Below are 18,131 nucleotides of genomic sequence, written 5' to 3'. Positions count from 1 at the left end.
GGTCGGACAGGTCGAACGGGTCGGACAGGTCGAACGGCTCGGGTCGATCGCCGAGCGGGTGACGGTCAGTCCGTCGGCTCCTCCAGCGCCGCCTCGTCCAGGGCGACCGTCAGGCGGTCCAGGCGGTCGCGCAGATCGCGGATCTCGTCGATGTCGAGGGTCGTCGCGGAGACGATCCGGCGCGGCACGGCCAGCGCGCGCTCCCGCAGGGCGGTGCCCTCCTCGGTCGGCCGCACCACCACCGACCGCTCGTCGCGGGCACTGCGCTCACGCCGTACGAGACCGGCCGCCTCCAGCCGCTTGAGCAGTGGCGAGAGGGTTCCGGAGTCGAGCCTCAGATGCTCGCCCAGCTTCTTCACGGGCAGCTCGCCCCGCTCCCACAGCACCAGCATCACCAGGTACTGGGGATAGGTGATCCCCAGGTCCTTGAGGGCCACGCGGTAGACGCTGTTGAAGGCGCGCGAGGCGGCGTGCAGGGAGAAGCAGATCTGCCGGTCGAGACGGAGGAAGTCCTCCTCGGAGACCTGCCCGGAGACCTCCTCGGAGATCCCCTCGGGCATGGGAGCGGCACTTGTGGTCATGGGTCCAGGATAACGCCTGCCCGCCATTTAGTTGTGGGCAATTGAATTGTGTGCTCTACTGGAGTCCGTGAACGGCGGTCGGACCGGACCGCCGGACGTGACATGACCTGTGAAAGGGATGGTTCTCCCATGGACGCGCTCTACACCGCTGTCGCCACCGCCACCCACGGCCGCGATGGTCGCGCCGTCAGCAACGACGGCAAGCTCGACCTCGACCTGGCCCTCCCGGTGGAGCTCGGCGGCAACGGCCAGGGCACCAACCCGGAGCAGCTCTTCGCCGCCGGCTACTCCGCCTGTTTCGCCAGCGCCCTCGGCCTCGTCGGCCGCGCCGCCAAGGTCGACGTCAGCGACGCCGCGGTGACCGCCGAGGTCGGCATAGGCAAGCAGGGCGAGGGCTTCGCCCTCAAGGTCACCCTCCGCGTCGAACTTCCCGACACCGTCGACGCGGCCACCGGCCGCAAGCTCGTCGAGCAGGCCCACCAGGTCTGCCCCTACTCCAACGCCACCCGCAACAACATCCCGGTCGAGCTGGTCGTCGAGTAGGTCCGGCTGTTCGGGAGGGGCTGAGACCCGCTGGTCAGGGACGCGGGAACCGCGCGTCAAGCCCCCACCGGCCGTCACGTCGCGGATCGCTCCGAACCACCCCCTACGGAGCGATCCGCGCCAGCACTTCCCCGGTCTCGGGACTCCAGTCCACGACCACCGCCTCCTCCGGCACCCGCTGCCACCGCGACAGCACCAGCCACCGCACCCCGTACCGCCGCGCGATCACCGCCCGCCCCGCACGCGAGGACGCGGGATCCAGATACGCCCGGACATCCGCGTACCGCCGCACCCGCTCCCCCTCCTCCACCGCGGGATCGGGCCAGGTGGGTGCCGCCATGTTCACCCCGTACCCCGCGATCGCGCGCCCCGCGAAATACCCGTCGGTGATCAGCACGTCGCCCGCCCGCACATGCCGCGCCACCCAGTCGTACGAGGGCCACCGCGGCGGCTGCTCGAAGCCGACGGGGTCGAGCGCGGGCGGCACGACCGTCCCGGCCTGCACCGTGAGGAACCCCGCGCACGCCCCCGCGGCAGCCGCGCCCCCCAGCGCCCGCCGCGCCCACTCCCACGGCCGGGGCGCCGCCAGCTCCACCGTCAGGGCGAACTGCGCGGGCACCGCCGCGAGCCCCAGCACCCGGCCGTACGTGTAGTGCCCGCTGACCCAGCCGTACGCCACCACCAGGCACTCCGCCGTGAACATCAGCACCAGCGGGTCCCTCCGAGACCTGCGCCCCCGCACCCACAGCGCCGGCAGCCCGAGCAGCGCCAGCCAGAGATGTCCGGCCGCGCCCTCGTAGAGGGTCCGGTGCATGCCGTCCACGCCCGTGTTCCCGGCCAGCGACAGGATGTCGTAGTACGGCCACGAGGCCGCGACCGCCAGGGCGACCGCTCCCGTCAGCGTCCAGCGCCCCACCAGCGGCCCCCGCCACCCGCACTGCCAGGCCGCCACGATCGCCAGTGCCCCGGCCACCGACGCCACGGCCGTGATCGGGTGCACCAGCAGGATCAGCCCGTACAGCGCGCCGAGACCGGCGTACGCCCCCACGCTCCCGAGGCCGCTCGGCCCGACGTACCGCACCCGCCAAGAGAACCCGCCGCCCCGCGCGCGTTCCCCCGTCCACGCCCACGCCCAGAACGTCAGCCCGATGGCGAACGTCGACGGATAGCCGAGGGTCGTCGCCATCGACATCAGCCCGAGATAGCCGCTCCACAGGACCCGCTCGGTGCCCCACAACAGCGTCATGAACGGCAGCGCGAGGACCGGTGCCCACGGCCGGGGCGTCAGCACACGCACGAAGCGGCCGATCCCGGTGAGCAGCACCACCAGGTTCACCGGCCCGGCGAGCTTCACCAGCGACCAGCCGCTCAGCCCGGTCAGCCGTGCGAGGGCGCCCTGGGCGACGGTGTACGGGGAGTAGTAAGGGCTGCCCGCGCCCGGCAGGGCGGCGGTGGGGTGGGCCGGGTGCAGCAGGTCCCAGCGGAGCCGTTCGACGACCGCCGCGTGCTGGCCGGCGTCGCAGCACAGCGGCACCCGCCAGTAGGCCAGCGTCATGACCAGCCAGAACAGCCCGCCCATGACGACATACGGGGTCGGCCGCCGGGTCAGCCAGGTACGTCCGCCGCGCAGGGCGGTGACCCCGAGGGCGACGCGACGACCGGAAGGGTGACCGGTCTGGACTGTCTGAGGCATTTGCCGTGTATTCCCGATATTTTCATCCGGGTCGGCGGCTCAGCGCGCGGTCACCACATCGAGTGAGCGGCGGGGGGCGGTGATCCGCTCCAGTGACAACGGCAGCCCCAGCACCGGCAGCAGCCACGCCACCACGATCAGCCGGTCGCCCCAGATGGTGATGTCCGGGTGCCCGGCCTGGTTGAGGATCCCTGTGAACGCGCCCGCCAGCACGAACCACCCGAACACCGGCCGTTGCCGCAGCGCGCCCCACGCGCCCGCCACCAGCGCGGCCGGGAACAACGGCCGGGTCAGCTGCTGACGCCCCCACTCCACCCAGAAGCCGAGCTCCAGACGCAGGAACTCCGGCCACAGCCGGGCCCGGTCGGGGCGCGTGAAGTGGTCGGTGAGGAGGTCCTGCAGGCTCTCCGTCGCCGCCGGGTAGTGCAGCAGCCTGGCGAGCGCCAGCGTGCACACCACCGCGCCCGCCGAGACCGCCCGCACCCACGGCTCGACCCGCTCACACCCCTCTCGTTCACCACCGCGTGCGCGCAGCGCGACGACCACCGCGCACGCCCCCACCAGACACACCCCCAGGAACAGCGCCTGCGAGTGCTTCACCGTGAACAGCGCCGACAGGGAGCCGCCCACCAGCGGCACCCCCGTCCGCACGCGCCCCTCCATCGCCAGGGCACACCCCCACAGCGCGGCCAGCGTCAGGGCCAGCAGCAGTCCCTCGGTCATGGGCCGCATGGCGGTCGTCCCGCACGGGAGGACGTAGTAGAGGGCCTGGCCGGTGAGGGCGACGGGGGCCGGGGCGCGGACGGCGCGCAGGACGAGGAAGGCCAGCACACCCCCGGCCGCCGCGATCAGCACACTCGCCAGCCACACGCCCCACATGACCCCGAACACCGTGACGAACGGGGCCAGCAGCACCGGATACCCGGGCCGCACCTCGAAGATCCGCTGGAACCGCTCCGAGGTGAACGGCGCGATGGGGCCGCCGGTCTGCCCGGCCGCCAGCCGCCGGTCGACCGTCCGCCACAGCTCCCGGCGGCACTCCTCGGCGACCCGCGCGGCCGGGCTCGGCGCGCGGAAGCGCACCACGTCCACGCTGTGGTCGCGGGCGGCCGTCGCCGCCCGGCTCCCGCAGTAGTGGTCGATGGTCCCGGCCGCCGACTCCCGCAGGCTCGCGCCGCCGAGAGTGAGGGCGTACGAGACGTAGTTCCTGGTGTCGGGGGTGGCGCGCCCGGTGACACCGGCGAACTGGAGCAGTGCGAAGCCGGCGGCGAGCAACAGCACCCACGCCCGCACCCTCATGACCACACGAGGCCGGTGGCCGTCGACGACCCGGCCCGCCCCGGCGCGGGAACCGCCTGCGCCGCCTCACCCGGCATCACCGTCCGCACCACCCGCTCGGCCGCCCGCCCGTCGTCGAACTCGCAGTACCGCTCCCGGAAGCCGGCCCGCGGCCGAGCCGACTCCGTGTCCTGCCACTGCCCGGAGTCGAACAGCCGGGCGAGCTCACGGTAGGAGCGGGACCGGTCGTCCACGGCGATAACCTCCAGGTCCCGGTACGACTGCTCCAGGACCGAGTCGAGGCACGCGCGCAGGAAGCCCCGTACCTCGACGACGGGGACGATGACACTGAAACGGGGCATGTCCGTCAGCTCCTCACGAGGGTCGCGGCGGCGGGCGCCGGGGCCGGCGTGCGCTCGGCGAGCGGCACGACGGGCGGCAGCGCCTCCGGCCGCTCGCCGAGGAACACCCGCCGTACGACCCGCTCGGCCGCCCGCCCGTCGTCGAACTGGCAGAACCGCTCCCGGAAGACGGCCCGCAGGACGTCGGCCTTCAGGTCCGCGTACGACCCGTCACGGAACAGGTCCGCCAACTCCCGCTCGGTACGCGCCACATGACCGGGCGGTGTGGTCGGCAGGTCGAAGCAGACGCCCCGGGTCTCCCGGTAGACCTCCCAGTCGTCCGCGAGGATCACGATCGGCCGGTCGAGGTGGGCGTAGTCGAACATCAGGGACGAGTAGTCGGTGATCAGCGCGTCGGCGGCGAGGCAGACGTCCTCGGTGGAGCGGTGCGCACCGACATCGATGATCCGGCCGTCGCTCCCGCGGGAGGTTCCGTCGCCGGAGAACCCGTCGCCGGAGAACCCGTCGGAGAAGTGGTGCGCCCGCAGCAGCACCACGAACTCCTCGCCCACCGCCTCGCAGAAGGCCGCCAGGTCGAGCCGGGGGCCGTGGCCGGTGGCGTGGTCGCGGTGGGTGGGGGCGTAGAGGACGGCCTTCCTGCCCTCGGGAACACCCAGTTCGCGCCGGGCGCGCGCCACGTCCTCGGCCGTCGCCGTGTAGTAGACGTCGTTGCGCGGACAGCCGTACTCCAGCTGCTCGTACCGGCCCGGGAAGGCCCGCTCCCAGGTCTCGGTGGAGTGCCGGTTGGTGGAGAGGCAGAAGTCCCAGCGGTCCACGCGCCCGAGGAGGTCCGTGAAGCGGCCGGACGCGGCGGCCGCCACCGGGTACGGGGACCGGCGCACGCCCCTCGTCGTCAGCGGGGTGCCGTGCTGGGTCTGGAGGTGCACGGTGCCGCGACGCTTGACGACCGCGTCCGCGAAGTCGGCGTCGAAGTCGGCGTTGTGGACCAGGTACTTGGCGCGGGCGAGAACCCGCCAGGAGCGCCGGCTGCCGATGACGGCGTACTCGACGTCCGACGGGAGACGGTCCACCGCGTCGGGCTCGACCAGGAACACCGAGCGGAGCCACGGGGCGAGCTCACGGGCCTTCGCGTGGAGGGCGGCGGGGTCGCGGCCGACGCCACGGCCCCGGTACGCGCAGTACACGGCGAGGTTCCTGTCCAGCGGGAGGACGCGCTGGGCGGCGTACAGGGCGCGGGTCAGGGGCGCACGGGGGCGGGGCAGCGCCGCCAGGGCTCCGGCCACCGCCCGGTGGGCGGCGCACAGGACCCGGAACCCGGCGTACGAGCCGGTCGCGAGCAGCCGGTGCTGGACGCCGAGGCTGCCGGTGGGCGGGCGGAAGCCGGCCGGGTGGTGGAGGCGGTAGAGGTGCGTGGCGCGGCGGAAGAACGCGCGGCGGTGGTGGGCGGGCAGCCGCTCCGGGTGGGCGAGGCTCCGCAGCACGACCGCGAACAGCTGCGCGAACAACGCCTCCGACAGCCTTTGTCCGGCCGCGGCCCTGGCGAGTACCAGCTCCACCTGGTCGAGGAGTTCGAGCTGGTGGTCGCCGGGCGCGTCCAGCCGGCTGCCCCGCCGGCGCAGCAGATGGCGTACGCAGACCGTGTCCCGCAGCTCGGCCGTACGGTCGGCGGCGAGCGCGACCAGCCCGCTCCAGCCGAGGTCGGTGAAATGGCCGATGGGGAACATGAGTTGGCGCTCGCCGAGGAAGTCCCGGCGGTAGGCCGCGCTCCACGCCGGGGTGTCCGGACCGGTCGGGCGCACGACGGTCGTACCGCCCTCCCACCAGTGCGCGCGTTCGTGCGCGAAGTACAGGACGTCGGGGTCGCCTGTCCCGCCCAGCCGGTCCGCGATCGCCTGCAGCGCGCCCGGCGCGAGCGTGTCGTCCCCGTCCAGGAACAGGACGTACGTCCCGTGCGCCGCGGCCAGTCCCGCGTTGCGGGCGGCGCTCAGCCCGCCCGAGGGCGACGACTGGACGGGGGTCACCCGGGTGTCCCTGGTGGCGTACGCGGCGCTGACCGCCCCGGCCGGTGAGTCCGCCGCCGCCTCATGCACCGGAATCAGCTCGAAGTCACCGAACGGCTGACCGAGAACCGACTCCAGAGCGAGCGACAGGCGCCCTTCGACACCGTACGTGGGGACGATGATGCTGAAGCGGGGCATTCTTGCCTTTCGGGTTCGGTGCGTGGGGCGCGTGGTTCGGCTGGGGGCGGGTGGGGGGCTGGAACGAATGCACGGGGCGCAGCCCCTGCTCTTCAGGGGCGCGGGGAACCGCGCGAGCAACCACGACGAACCCGCACCTGGGGGTCGAAGGGGCGCAGCCCCTGGAGGGGATGGGACGGGTAGGGGCGGCGGGGGCGACTGAAAACGCTGAAAACCGTTACGCGCGCAGGGAGTCGTCCGCACCCGGCTGGGCCTGGCCCGGGACCGTCGCCAGCGGCGACGACGGCCGGGCCGCGGCGGCGGACGGAACGGGGTGGCGCCCGGACAGCGGGACGAAGCCGACCGGCGCGGTGTCACCCAGCACGACCCGCCGCACCACCCGCTCCGCCGCCCGCCCGTCGTCGTACGGACAGAACCGGTCACGGAACGCGGACCGCAACTGCGCCGACCGCGACCCCCGCCAGTGCCCCGTGGCGAAGATGTCGATCAGCTCGTCCTCGCTGCGCGCGACGGCGCCCGGCGGGAAGGACCGCAGATCGAAGTACGTGCCACGCGCCGCCTCGTACGCCTCCCAGTCCTCGGAGTGGATGACGATGGGCCGGTCGAGGTTGGCGTAGTCGAACATCAGGGACGAGTAGTCCGTGACCAGGGCGTCCGAGGCGAGGCACAGGTTCTCCACGCTCGGATGGCCGGTGACGTCCAGCAGGCGGCCGTGCGCCAGGTCGGTCAGCGGGGAGTCGTACGCGTGGTGGGCGCGGGCCAGGATGACGAAGCGCGGCCCGAGCTTGCGCAGCACCCGCTCCAGGTCGAGGTGTGCGCGCTGCGAGTGGCGGTAGTCGCGGTGCGTGGGGGCGTACAGGACGGCGACCGAGCCCTCGGGGATGCCGAGGTGTTCGCGCACCCGGGCCACGTCCGCCGAATTCGCCCTCAGGAAGACGTCGTTGCGCGGTGAGCCGTGTTCGAGGGTCGTGTACGGGGACGGGTAGACGCGCTCCCAGACGAGAGTGGAGTGACGGTTTCCGGACAGGACGTAGTCCCACTGGTCGCTGCCGCGCAGCACGGCCGCGAAGTCGGTGCCGCGGGCCGCCGCCGGCCGGTCCTGGAGGTCGAGGCCCATGTGCTTGAGCGGTGTGCCGTGCTGGGTCTGGAGCAGAACCTGACCGGTCCGTTTGACCAGGCGCCGGTCGAAGTCCACGTTGTTCACCAGGTACTTGGAGCGGGCGAGCGCCGTCCAGTACGCCATCGAGCCGGGGAGCACCCGCCGGGTCGCCACCGGGAGCGTGTGGTGGTGCTCCGGGCGCGCGACCCACGAGGTGCGCATCCCGGGGACATACGTACGGAACGCGTTCTCCAGCGCGGCCGGGCTGCACACATAGCCGCGGCCCCCGTACGCCGCGAACACCGCCCGGTCGGCACGCAGCGGGAGGAGGCGCTGGACGCGGTAGTGGAGGCGCAGCCCGGCGGCGCGGAAGAGGCCGGCCAGGTCCCGCACCAGGCGTCCGGCGCCCCGGCCCAGCCGCGCCCCGGCCCACAGCGCGCGGTGGGCGCGCGGGCTGCCGATCCGCAGGAGCGCGTGCCGGAGCCGGGCGCGGGCGCGGACGGGGGTGCCCGGGGTGCGGTAGCGGGCGCAGTACGCGCGGACCGTGCGCAGGAACTCGGCGCGCGCCTCGCGCGGCAGCCGGTGGCGCCGGGAGAACACGGAGGTGAGGTGGCCGACCATGTGCCGGAACAGCACCGGACGCCACTGCGCCAGCTCCGGCCGCTCGTCGACGTACGCGAACACCCGGTCGTACTGCTCGAACACGTCGAAGTGACCGCGTGTGGTCGCCCCGAGCAGGCTGCCGTGCCGGCGGCGCCGGTGGTGGACGCAGACCCGGTCGAGGGTGGCGACGGACGCGGCGGCCATCAGGACCGGGTACGTCCAGGCCGTGGCCTCGTAGATGCCGGGCGGGAAGCGGAAGTCGTGGTCCTCGACGAACTCCCGTTTGTACGCCTTGTTCCACACCACCGGGCGGACGCCGAGCAGGCCCGGGCGGTCGTCGAGCCGGAAGGGGGCCGGGCCCTGCTCGGTGAGCTGGAGCGTGCGCTCGTCGCGGACCGGCTCGCCCGACCAGGAGGTTCGCGCGAAGTCGTGGACGAGGACGTCCGGTTCGCCGGTCTCCTTGACGCGGTCGGCGATCGCCTGGAGCGCGCCCGGCGTGAACGTGTCGTCGCCGTCGAGGAAGAGGAGGTAGTCCCCCCTCGCGTACTCCATTCCCTTGTTGCGGGCGGCACCCGGCCCCGCGTTCTCCCGCAGGAGCACGGTTCGCCGTACACGGGGATCACGGGCCGCGATCTCGTCGGCGATCGACCCGCAGCCGTCGGGGGAGGCGTCGTCGACGACGATCAGTTCGAGGTCGGTGAAGGACTGGGACAGCACGGAATCCAGGCATTCGTGCAAGTACGCCTGAACCTTGTACGCGGGAACGATGACACTGAACCTGGGCAAGGAGGACATCCATGGGTCGGCGCGGGCATACTGCCCGGAAACGGCCGATGGGATGATTTGGTTACGCGGTGTGTTCCATACGGGGGATATCCACGGGGCCTGGGGGCGCACGGGGTGAACTCGTGGGCGTGCGGGGTTTGTTCACGCGGTTGGGCTCCGCCGGGCGGGGGGCGCCCAGTAGCTCGGGGTGCTGGGGCTGTCGGGCGGGTGCGGGTGCGTGGGGGCTGGTCGCGCAGTTCCCCGCGCCCCTAAAGACCAGGCCCCTGCGGGCCTGAAGACCACGGCCTCGTGGGCCTGAAGAGCGACGGGTCTGCGGGCCGAAAAGCACGGGGCGTAGCCCCGGCTTTTCAGGGGCGCGGGGAACTGCGCGACCAGCCCCCACGCACCCGCACCCGCCACTACACCCCCAACTCCCGAGCTATGAGGCGCCCTTGCTCCTACTTCACCGCCCCCGCCATCACCCCCGACACGAACTGCCTCTGGAACGCGAAGAACACGGCGAGCGGGATCACCATCGAGATGAACGCGCCCGGCGCCAGGATCTCGATGTTGCTGCCGAACTGCCTTACCTGCTGCTGGAGTGCGACCGTCAGCGGCTGGGAGCCGGAGCTGGAGAAGACCAGCGCGACCAGCATGTCGTTCCACACCCACAGGAACTGGAAGATCCCCAGTGACGCCAACGCCGGTGCGGCCAGCGGCAGTACGACCGTCGTGAACAGCCGTATCTCGCCCGCCCCGTCCAGCCGCGCCGCCTCCAGCAGTTCACGCGGGATCTCCGCGAAGAAGTTGCGCAACAGGAAGATCGCGAACGGCAGTCCGAAGCCGACGTGGAAGAGGACGACACCGATGATGTCGCCGAAGATCCCGAGGTCCCGGAAGAGCCCGGACAGCGGGATCAGCGCCACCTGCACCGGCACGACCAACAGCCCCACCACGACCATGAACCACCAGTCGCGGCCCTTGAAGTCCAGCCAGGCGAAGGCGTATCCGGCCATCGCGCCGATCAGGACGACCAGCAGGGTCGCCGGCACCGTGATCCAGATGGTGTTGACGAGGGCGTGGGTGACGTCGTCGTTCTCCAGCAGCGACCGGTAGCTCTTGGTGGTGAGTTGGGCCGGAGCCGAGAACACCTTCCACCACCCGGAGGCGGAGATGTCGGTCGGGTCGCGGAACGACGAGACCAACAGCCCGAAGGTGGGCACCAGCCAGAACAGCGCCACAAGCAGCAGGAACACACGCAGTGCGCCGCCCGCCGCGCCGCTCGCGAGCCGGGCGGCGACGGAGCGCTTGGCGCGTACGGGCTCCTCGCGCGCCGGAGTCCCCGGCGCGGGGGCCGGCGCGGGGGTTTCGAGAGCGGTCACCGCTGGCGCTCCTTCCTGAGACGCCGGATGTTGACCCACATCACCGGCAGCACGAGCAGCAGCAGAACCACACCGATCGCGCTGCCGAGACCGAAGTCGCCCCCGCCGCCGTACGACACCAAGTAGAGCTGCAGGGCGAGGACGTTGGCTTCGTCCTGGGTGGGCTGGGGCGCGATGATGTAGACGAGGTCGAACACCTTCATCACGTTGATCATCAGCGTGACGAGGACGACGACCAGGACCGGCGCGAGGAGCGGCACGGTGACCTTGCGGAACACCTGCCACTCGTTCGCCCCGTCCACCCGGGCCGCTTCGAGCAGGTTGCGGTCCACCCCGGCCAGCCCCGCCGCGATCAGCACCATCGCGAAGCCCGCCCACATCCAGACGTACGAGCCGATGACGGCCGGGGTGACGAGGGTCGGGCCGAGCCAGTCGATGCCGTTGTAGGGCGCCGCGAAGTTCGAGCCGGGCAGCTTGAGTTGGGCCCCGTCGGCCGACTTGGGCAGGCTGAACGTGCCGTCGGAGCCGCTGGTCGCGGTGGCGACGACCTTCCCGTCCTTCACCGCCTCGACCTTGACCCCCTCCAGCGCCTTCTCGCCCGGGTCGACGGCCCCCTTCTCGCCACCGCCACCGAGCCGGAAGTCCAGCCAGACGGTGCCGGTGACGTCGTCGCCGGTGGCGGCCTTCGCGTCCCGCGCGTCGCCGGGCAGCCGGTTGGGAGCGATGCCGACGAGGGGAAGGAGCGCCGGGGTGCCCGCCCGTACGGTCCCCTCCGTGGTGAACGACCCGCCGCCGGACGCCTTCAGGTCGCTCACCTGGGCGTTGGGCCGGGCCTTCGGGTACACGGACTCGTCGACGAAGACGTCGTGCACGGACGTGACGACCGCGTTGGCGACGCCCTGGTCCGGATCCTGCTCGTACACCAGCCGGAAGATGATGCCCGCGGCCAGCATCGAGATCGCCATCGGCATGAAGACGATCAGCTTGAACGCCGTTCCCCAGCGCACCCGTTCGGTCAGCACCGCGAAGATCAGACCGAGCGCGGTGACGAGCGCCGGGGCCACCGCGACCCAGATCGCGGTGTTGCGTACGGCGACGAGGGTGGAGTCGTCGGAGAAGATCTCCGCGTAGTTGTCCAGGCCGACGAAGCCCGAGCCGTCCGCGTCGAACAGGCTCCGCCAGACCGAGTACCCGATCGGGTAGACCACGAGCGCGCCGAGCAGCACCAGCGCGGGCAGCAGAAACAGCACCGCCACCCACAGCCGCGTACCCGTCACGCTCTTGCGCGGTGCGGCGGGGGGTGCCGGAGTCGCACCGGCGCCCCCCGCCGTCTTCGTCACGGCAGACGACATGGGTCGCCGTCAGCCGTTCCCGTAGGCCTTCGCCGCGTCGGTCTCCAGCTGCTTCTGGGCACCGGCCACGTCGTCGGGGCTCTTCAGGAAGTCCTGCAGGTCCTTCCACTCACCCACGCCCTGCGTGCCGCCGAACGCCGCCGGGGCCTGGTCGGACATGTCGAAGCGGAAGTCGTCGCCCGCCGCGAGCAGTGCCTTGGCGATCTCCCGGGTGACGTCGTCCTTGTAACTGCCGTCGTCCATCTCCTTGTTGGGGGAGAGGAAGCCGCCCTGTGCCGCCCAGATCTCCGCCGCGTCGGTCGAGGCGAGGAAGGTGAGCAGCGCCTGTGCGCCCTTGCCGTCCTTCAGCGCCACGGCCGCGTCGCCGCCGGTGACCACGGGGGAGTCGTCGCCGACCGCCGGGAACGGGAACACCTTGGCGTCCGTGCCGATCTTCGCGTCCGTGTCACCGTTGATGGTGACGGCCACGAAGTCGCCCTCGAACACCATCCCCGCCGGGGTCTCCCCACCGAAGGTCTGCGTGATCGACTTCGGATACTCGGTCTGGAGCGCGCCGGAGGCGCCGCCCGCGATCAGGTCGTCCTTGCCCCACAGCTCGGCGAGCGTGGTGAGGGCGTCCTTGACGGAGGGGTCGGTCCACTTGATCTCGTGCTTGGCGAGCTGGTCGTACTTCTCCGGGCCCGCCTGAGAGAGATAGACGTTCTCGAACCAGTCGGTGAGCGTCCAGCCGTCCGCGCCGCCGATCGACACGGCGGGGGAGCCGGCGTCGGAGAGCGTCTGGGCGGTCTGGATGAACTCGGCCCACGTCTTGGGTTCTTCGGTGATACCGGCCGCCTCGAAGGCCGCGGTGTTGTACCAGACGAGGGACTTGTTGGCGGCCTTCGCGTACACGCCGTACTGCTTGCCCTCGTACGCGCCCAGGTCCTTCCAGCCGTCCGAGAAGTTCTTGTCCAGCTGTGCCTGGGCCTCGCTGCCGAGCGGTTTCACCCAGCCCTTCTCGGCGAACTGGTGCAACACGCCGACCTGCGGCAGGAACGCCACGTCCGGCGGCTTGCCGCCCTCGATCTTCGTACCGAGGAACGTGGAGGTGTTGTTGCCGGTCGGCACGAAGGTCACCGAGGCGCCGGTGCGTTTCTCGAACTCGTCCAGCACCTTCTGGAAGTTGTCCAGCTCCGGGCCGGTGAAGACCGCCGCGACCTCCAGTTTCTGGCCGTCCAGCTTGGGGAGTTGGACGGTGGCCTCGCTGCCGCCGTCGTTGCCGGTGTCACCGTCGCCGCCGTCGTCGTCACCGCCGCACGCGGTGAGGGAGAGGGCGAGGACGCCTGCGGCGAGGGCCGCGAGGGCTTTTGACGTGGGTGGATGGGTGTGCCCGCGGTGGGGATGGTTCTTGCGGGTACGAAGAATGCGACGAATGCGGTGGATGTTGCGCATCACTGACCCCGTTCTCCGTGCGTCGTCGAACGTAGAGCGCTGTCCCGTGGGCTCTGGTCTACGCCGGGTGCCCGGGGGCGGCAAGAGCGCCTGCGGTGTCAACTCCTTGATCGTGACCGCGTCGTGACCATGGGGGTGGGTGACGGGCGCTCAATCGCCGTGAGGTGATGCGTCGTTGACGGGCTGTCGGCCCACCGTGGTCGCTCGCGCGGTTCCCCGCGCCCCTCAAGGGCGCGGCTGTTGCCCGGTGGCGCTGACACTTCCTGCCCCGGTCAGCGCCTTCGACCCCCGGCCGCCTCCGGCGCCGGGGGCCCTCACAGCAGGGACGGTACGCCCGTCGCCGAGACCTCCCGTGCCGCGCGGTCCAGCGCGCTGGCCAGCAGGGCCAGGTCCGTGGGGCCGTTCCCCAGTTCCCGGACGGGGCGCCGGGCCGGCGGATCGCCCATCCGCGCCCAGTCGATCGGTACGACGGTCGGGCGGAGGGTCGCGGTGCGCGGGATGCGGCCCGTGACACGGCCCGCCTGGAAGGCGGTCGTGCGGCCCCCCTCGCCCAGCAACTCGCCCCGGCCCGGCGCGGGTTCGTCCGGCCCCGGCACCGGTGCGCTCAGGACGACACGGCCGCCGGCCGCCCGCCCCAGCTCACTCTCGCCCGCCCGTCCGCCCACGCCGGTCGTGGCGACGAGATGCACGCCGAGGCGCTCACCCTCCCGGGCCACCGCCTCCAGGGCCCGGACGACCGACCCCGCCGCCGGCCGCCCCGTGGACCCCAACGGGGGTGACAGCAGCGCGTCGAGGTCGTCGACGATGACGACGAGCCGGGGGAGTTCCGTGGCGGGGTTCCGCCCCGCCGCGCCCCTGCCGCCCTGGTCGGTGTTCCTGCGGCTCGCCGCCGGCCGCAGCCGAAGCGTGGAACTGGACGACGAGTCGAGATCGGCGGCCCCGGCCGAGCCCCCTGCCGACGCGCCGGGCGTGGCCGTCCCGGACCTCGCCGCCCCCGACGTCGCCGAGCGCTGCGGGACGATACGGCCCGAGACCTCACGCCGCGTGTGCCACTCCACGAAACCGAGCCCGCCGAGCAACTCGAACCGGCGCTTCAGCTCGGCGATCAAGGACTGGGCGAACTCCCGCATACGGACGGGGTCGTTGGCCGTGAGATGCGTACCGACATGGGGCAGGTCGGTACAGGCCCCCAGCCCCTCCCCGGCCCGCCCGCCGCCGGCACCGGAGCCGGCACCGCCGTCCCGACCGTCCACGAGGGCGATGCCCAGCCGGTCGGGCCGCTCGGCGGCGGCCAGCGACGCGGCGACGGCCCGCAGCAACTCCGTACGACCGCTGCCGGCAGGCCCCTCGATCAGCAGATGGGGGCCCTCGGCGACGAGGTCCACGGAGACCGGCCCGCGCGGCCCCGCGCCGAGCACGGCCCAGGCCCGCCCGCCGAGCGCCGTCGCGTCGTCGGTCGCGTCCGCCCACCGCGCCATCAAGGACGCCGGGGTGGCCCGCGCCAGCCCCAACTCGTCCAGCAGCCGCGCCGACTGCGGCAGCGGCGCCGACACCCGCGCCTGCCGGTCCCCGGCCGTCCCGTCCGTCCGCAGCGGCGCCAGCGCCCGCGCGAACCGCTCCGCCCACGCCGCCGACACCGCGTCCAGCGTGGCCACCGTGCCGTGGTTCAGCAGTCCGGGGGCGTCGTTCGGGTCGAGCGGGGCGAGGTCCCGGGTGCCGGGACGCGTCCGCTCGTCGGCAGCGGAGAGCGCGCGCCCCCCGAGGTCGATGTGGGTGTGCGTACGGCTCACCGAGGCGTGGTCCGCCGGAGCGGACCGGTGGACGCGGCCGGAACGGTCGGAGTGATCGGGGCGGGGGCGGCCCGACGGGGTGTCGGGGGCCGTACCGCGCGCGTGGTCGGCGGACGCGGGGGGCGCGGAGCGCGTGGTCCCCGTCCGGCCGGGCCCGGCCGGACCCGCCGCCCCGGAACCGCTCCCCGCGCCGAACCCGGCGGAGGCGACCCGCAGCAGCCGTAGCGCCGTGGCGACGTCACCGCTGAGCAGGGCGACCGCCCCGCACGCGCGGAACGCGGGCGAGGCCTCGCAGGCCGCCGTGTACGTCTCCGTCACCGGGGAGGCGGGCGACGCGGACTCCGTCTCGGCGAGGCACACGACATGGATCCCGGCGCGGGGGCCTTCCTGCGCCAGCCGCACCACGGCCTCGCGCACATCGGCGCCGCCGGGGTCCCCGTCCACGATCACCACCGTGTACGGCCCCGCGAAGCCACCGTCCGCCGGTTCGTCCTCCCGGGCCCACGACGGCCGCCGCACGGCCCGCCGCCCGGAGCCACCGTCCGCTCCGTCGCCCGTCCCACCGCGATCGGTGCCGCGACCCGCGAGGTCTCCGGCCCCGGCGCCCGCTCCGGTCGTACGCCCGGTCGTGTGGTCCGTCGGCCCCCCGGGCCGGTGGTTCGTCGGCTCGCCGGGCCGATCGCCCGTCGCGGCGTCGTGGCGGTTACCGGACGGCTTCGGTGCCCCGGCCGCCGCCGCACGGCCGCCGCCCTCGCCCGCCGTGCTCCCGGGCGCGTGCCCCGCCGTGTCCGCCGCGTGGTCCTCCAGACGGCGGAGCAGCTCGTCCAGACGTGCCGTCGTCTGCTCACGGTCGTAGGCGAGGAGAAGGCGGCAGTCCTGGCCGTGGGCCGGGCGGAGATGGGGGAGCCAGCCAAGCCAGGACCAGTCGGCGGTGCGCTGCTCGGCGGAGCGGGAGCGGTCTGCGCTGATCAGGACCAGTTCCAGGGTGTCGGGGGAGTGCAGCGCGGCGAGCTGGGCGACGACCGCGCGGGTCAGCCCCATCAGCCGGGGGCGCGGCCCGGCCAGCCCCAGCGCGCCGACCTCCCGCAGCCCGGTGGTCACCGGCACCGCCGGCAACAGCCCCGATCCGTCCGGCGCCGCCCGGTCGGCCGTACCCAGCCGCACCGTCAGCGCCTCCGGGTGCCCCGGCCCCCGCTCCCACAGCCGGGCGCCCGGTCCGAGCGCGGTGAGCAGCAGCGCGGCGGGGTCCGGCCACGTCTCCGGCAGGCGCTTCCCGCCCGGGAGCACCGAGGCCATCGCCCCGCGCTCGTCCTCGTCGTACTCCGCGTCGTACTCGTACGGGTCGTACTCCGCCTCCGCCTGCCCCCGCCCCCCGGCCAGCCTCCGCGCCCAGGCCCCGAACCCACCCCGTTTGCGCACCCCACGCGGCACCTCCGTCCCCCGGAGGGGAGTGCCCTTACGGGTGCCGGACTCGGCCGGACCGCCGACGTCCCCGGAATCCTCCGGCCCAGGGGCCCCACGGAAGCCTTCCGGGCCGCCGGCACCCCGGGAGCCGCTGGCTCCACCGGGCTCACCGGCGCGGTCCGGTCCACCGGAGCCGCCGTGCCCGCCGGACGTGCGCGTATCAAGGGCGTCGCGGGAATCACCGGGCCCGTACGGATCACCGGCCGCGCTCGGGTCGCCGACGCGGCCATGGGCTTCCGCCCCGCGCCCGCCCGTCGCCCCCATGTGAGGTCCCTCGTGCGGCCTCCGGTCGGCACCGGACACGGCCCCCCGCCCCGTACCGGCCGTGGGGGACCCCGCTCGTCCCGCCGTCCGCTCGATCCCGGGCACCCCGCCCTGCCCCGGCACCGTCCGCCGCTCGGCACGACCGTGCGCCGGATCCTCGGCCCCGTGCCCCGCCGCACCCCCGCGAGACCCTCTCCCGGAGCCGGAGCCGGAGCCGGAGCCGGAGCCGGAGCCGGAGCCGGAGCCGGAGCCGGAGCCCCGCTGAGCCTCCGCCCCCGAACGGGAACCCCCATCGGCCCCCACACCTGTGCTGGCGTCGGAACCGCCGCCCGCGGAGCCCGAAGCCCCGCCACCGGAGCCCGGGCCCCTGCCCGCGGAACCCGAACCGTCGGCCGTCGAGCCGAAGCCGGTACCACCCCCGGGGGCCCCCGCCCCCACCGTCACCCGGACGTGGCCCTCCCCGTCGGGCGTCGTCCCTATGCCCCGCGCCCCGGACGACGAGGCCAGACGGAGGGCGGACTCGCCGATGCGGAGGAGGGCACCCGGGGCGAGGCGGACCGGGCGGTCGCCCACGCGGGTGCCGTCGAGGGTGGTGCCGTTGGTGGAGCCGAGGTCGACGACGGAGACGCGGCCGTCGGCGGAGAGGGTGACGGCGCAGTGGAGACGGGAGACGTCCGGGTCGTCGAGGGGGACGTCGGCGTCGGCGGAGCGGCCGATGTGGATCTTGCCGCCGTGCAGCAGGTGGACGCCGCCGGCGTCGGGACCGGCCACGACATGGAGCTGCGCGGCGGCCTCGTCGACCTCGGGGCCCGGCTCGGAGGGGGCGCCCAGGGAGAGCACCGCGCCGTCGATGAGGGGCGGCTCGCCGAGGGTGCAGCGCTGGGCGTCGAGGCGCTCGGCGCCGGCGTACAGCACGACCTGCCCGCCGCCGACCTCCCGACTGCGCTCCAGCCGCTCCGCACCGCCCTCGCCGACGGCGGAGGCGAGGCCCGAGGCCACGGCGGCCAGCGCCGTCCCGGCGGGCGCCGTGACCAGCACGTCGCAGGCCGTGGCTCGTCCTCGCGGCTCAGAGGGCGGTCCCAGCGGGTCTACGACGGTCAGCCGGATCTGCATCGCCGTCAGCGGTCCCTTCCGCGCGGGCACCCGCGACGACGAGGACGAGACTGCGCGGTCCCCACCGCAGACTTCCCCCACCGCTCACGGGCACGTCGGCCAGTACTGGAGGCATCCTCGCACCTGCCACTGACAACACGCCCGCCGCCCACCGTCAAGTGATCTTGATTGGTCGGCTCTGCCCCCAAAAGTGCCTGACCGGTGCCCGCCAGT

At 73.5% G+C, this 18,131-nt stretch carries 11 protein-coding genes; 1 reads left to right on the top strand and 10 read right to left on the bottom strand.

Going from position 1 to position 18,131, the window contains the following annotated elements:
• Positions 1-65: 65 nt before the first annotated feature.
• Complete coding sequence (locus OG202_RS19640; RefSeq protein ID WP_326582387.1) at positions 66-581, bottom strand: MarR family winged helix-turn-helix transcriptional regulator; 516 nt, start codon at positions 579-581, stop codon at positions 66-68.
• 129 nt (positions 582-710) lie between these two features.
• Between OG202_RS19640 and OG202_RS19635 the strand changes: the two genes are divergently transcribed.
• On the top strand, positions 711-1,124 hold the full coding sequence (locus tag OG202_RS19635; protein ID WP_326582388.1) for an organic hydroperoxide resistance protein: 414 nt from the start codon (positions 711-713) through the stop codon (positions 1,122-1,124).
• Between the two features lie 103 nt (positions 1,125-1,227).
• On the opposite strand, the gene OG202_RS19630 is transcribed toward OG202_RS19635, so the two are convergent.
• The 9 genes from OG202_RS19630 to OG202_RS19590 form a co-directional block, all read right to left on the bottom strand.
• A complete protein-coding gene (locus OG202_RS19630; protein ID WP_327729444.1) occupies positions 1,228-2,817 on the bottom strand; it encodes a hypothetical protein in 1,590 nt (529 codons plus the stop codon).
• Between the two features lie 39 nt (positions 2,818-2,856).
• Positions 2,857-4,116, bottom strand: coding sequence for a hypothetical protein (locus OG202_RS19625; protein ID WP_327729445.1), 1,260 nt, complete (start codon positions 4,114-4,116; stop codon positions 2,857-2,859).
• The gene (locus OG202_RS19620; protein ID WP_327729446.1) at positions 4,113-4,457 is read right to left on the bottom strand and encodes a CDP-glycerol glycerophosphotransferase family protein; all 345 of its coding nucleotides are present in this window, start codon (positions 4,455-4,457) and stop codon (positions 4,113-4,115) included. Before OG202_RS19620 ends, OG202_RS19625 begins: the two co-directional genes overlap by 4 nt.
• Positions 4,458-4,462: 5 nt before the next feature.
• On the bottom strand, positions 4,463-6,655 hold the full coding sequence (locus tag OG202_RS19615) for a bifunctional glycosyltransferase/CDP-glycerol:glycerophosphate glycerophosphotransferase (RefSeq protein ID WP_327729447.1): 2,193 nt from the start codon (positions 6,653-6,655) through the stop codon (positions 4,463-4,465).
• Between the two features lie 217 nt (positions 6,656-6,872).
• Complete coding sequence (locus tag OG202_RS19610) at positions 6,873-9,152, bottom strand: bifunctional glycosyltransferase/CDP-glycerol:glycerophosphate glycerophosphotransferase (RefSeq protein ID WP_443052262.1); 2,280 nt, start codon at positions 9,150-9,152, stop codon at positions 6,873-6,875.
• A gap of 428 nt (positions 9,153-9,580) precedes the next feature.
• A complete protein-coding gene (locus tag OG202_RS19605) occupies positions 9,581-10,504 on the bottom strand; it encodes a carbohydrate ABC transporter permease (RefSeq protein WP_327729449.1) in 924 nt (307 codons plus the stop codon).
• Positions 10,501-11,856 carry a carbohydrate ABC transporter permease gene (locus tag OG202_RS19600; RefSeq protein ID WP_405894207.1) on the bottom strand — a complete coding sequence of 452 codons (1,356 nt, stop codon included), beginning with the start codon at positions 11,854-11,856 and terminating at the stop codon, positions 10,501-10,503. The genes OG202_RS19605 and OG202_RS19600 overlap by 4 nt, the downstream gene beginning before the upstream one ends.
• A gap of 9 nt (positions 11,857-11,865) precedes the next feature.
• Positions 11,866-13,287 (bottom strand): ABC transporter substrate-binding protein, encoded by a 1,422-nt coding sequence (locus tag OG202_RS19595; protein WP_328223219.1) that lies wholly within the window; start codon positions 13,285-13,287, stop codon positions 11,866-11,868.
• 314 nt (positions 13,288-13,601) lie between these two features.
• On the bottom strand, positions 13,602-17,918 hold the full coding sequence (locus OG202_RS19590; RefSeq protein WP_328224694.1) for an FHA domain-containing protein: 4,317 nt from the start codon (positions 17,916-17,918) through the stop codon (positions 13,602-13,604).
• Positions 17,919-18,131: the final 213 nt, after the last annotated feature.

Origin of the sequence: Streptomyces sp. NBC_00310 (assembly GCF_036208085.1) — a bacterium.
Lineage (GTDB): Bacteria > Actinomycetota > Actinomycetes > Streptomycetales > Streptomycetaceae > Streptomyces.
Note: the sequence above shows the minus strand (reverse complement) of the source record. Positions and strands in the feature narration are given on the sequence as shown.

What these genes read in the sequence shown, in the direction of transcription:
- OG202_RS19640 (WP_326582387.1), bottom strand. Translation starts at nt 581, where the DNA reads ATGACCACAAGTGCCGCTCCCATGCCCGAGGGGATCTCCGAGGAGGTC.
- OG202_RS19635 (WP_326582388.1), top strand. Translation starts at nt 711, where the DNA reads ATGGACGCGCTCTACACCGCTGTCGCCACCGCCACCCACGGCCGCGAT.
- OG202_RS19630 (WP_327729444.1), bottom strand. Translation starts at nt 2,817, where the DNA reads ATGCCTCAGACAGTCCAGACCGGTCACCCTTCCGGTCGTCGCGTCGCC.
- OG202_RS19625 (WP_327729445.1), bottom strand. Translation starts at nt 4,116, where the DNA reads ATGAGGGTGCGGGCGTGGGTGCTGTTGCTCGCCGCCGGCTTCGCACTG.
- OG202_RS19620 (WP_327729446.1), bottom strand. Translation starts at nt 4,457, where the DNA reads ATGCCCCGTTTCAGTGTCATCGTCCCCGTCGTCGAGGTACGGGGCTTC.
- OG202_RS19615 (WP_327729447.1), bottom strand. Translation starts at nt 6,655, where the DNA reads ATGCCCCGCTTCAGCATCATCGTCCCCACGTACGGTGTCGAAGGGCGC.
- OG202_RS19610 (WP_443052262.1), bottom strand. Translation starts at nt 9,152, where the DNA reads ATGTCCTCCTTGCCCAGGTTCAGTGTCATCGTTCCCGCGTACAAGGTT.
- OG202_RS19600 (WP_405894207.1), bottom strand. Translation starts at nt 11,856, where the DNA reads ATGTCGTCTGCCGTGACGAAGACGGCGGGGGGCGCCGGTGCGACTCCG.
- OG202_RS19595 (WP_328223219.1), bottom strand. Translation starts at nt 13,287, where the DNA reads ATGCGCAACATCCACCGCATTCGTCGCATTCTTCGTACCCGCAAGAAC.
- OG202_RS19590 (WP_328224694.1), bottom strand. Translation starts at nt 17,918, where the DNA reads ATGCAGATCCGGCTGACCGTCGTAGACCCGCTGGGACCGCCCTCTGAG.